Annotated in this window: 1 pseudogene; it reads left to right on the forward strand. The window is 49.3% G+C overall.

The features are described 5' to 3' along the window. Positions 1-58: 58 nt before the first annotated feature. Positions 59-868: pseudogene (locus tag DCC82_RS17040) on the forward strand (LysM peptidoglycan-binding domain-containing protein); the annotation flags it as partial. Positions 869-936 lie beyond the last annotated feature (68 nt).

The raw sequence follows: 936 nt of genomic DNA on the forward strand, positions 1-936 counted from the left end.
TTTTTTTCTTCCAACCGTTGAAACTCAAGGGAAAACCGTGAGTGTGGAGGATAAACTTTTGACAATACCTATTGTGCAGAGAGGGGAAAACTTATGGGCGATTGCTCAACGCTACGGGGTGATGCTGGATCAAATCATTGCGGCTAATGGTCTCAAAGATCCCAATCGTCTCGCGGTCGGGCAGGCGCTCGTCATTCCGGTTCCATATCGCTATCATACCGTTCGTCCGGGAGAAACATTATGGGCTATCGCCAGGCGATACGGCGTTTCAATGGATGCGATTGTTCGGGCCAACCGAATCAGCAATCCTTCCGTCCTTTATCAAGGAACGGTTCTTCTTATTCCGCCAAGAACACACACGGTGCGGCGGGGAGAAACGTTGGCACAAATCGCCGCGCGGTATGGGATGACCGTGCAAGACATCCTGCGAGTTAATCGGATTGCCGACCCGAATTTCATTTCCTCCGGCATGGTATTAACGATTCCTCATTCTAAGCCGGTCATTGAAGTGAATGCATTTACGATTGATCCGGGGGAAAAAGGGGCGCAGCAAGTACGGGAAGTAGGCCGCCATTTAACGTACGCATCTCCGTTTGCATATACAATCAGAGCAGATGGCGGACTCGATCCGTTCAATGATTCGGCCATCATTCAGGCTATAGCGGCAGAAAGGGTCGTTCCAATGATGGCGATCACCAATTTTACGTATAAAGATCCGGGATCCAGGCTGGCGCAAACGATACTCTCCAATACACAATTGCAAAACCGGCTGCTTGATAATATTGTCCGTACGATGCGGGAAAAAGGGTATCGAGGGTTGAACATTGACTTTGAAAACGTCTATCCGTCTGATCGCGAGCGGTATAACTCACATTTCGCACCCTCCCAACGAAAATCGGGAGGATTTTTTCGTTCCGATGTCGAATGAATCCTTGA

The sequence above is a fragment of the Geobacillus sp. LYN3 genome, from assembly GCF_003064505.1.
Lineage (GTDB): Bacteria > Bacillota > Bacilli > Bacillales > Anoxybacillaceae > Parageobacillus_B > Parageobacillus_B toebii.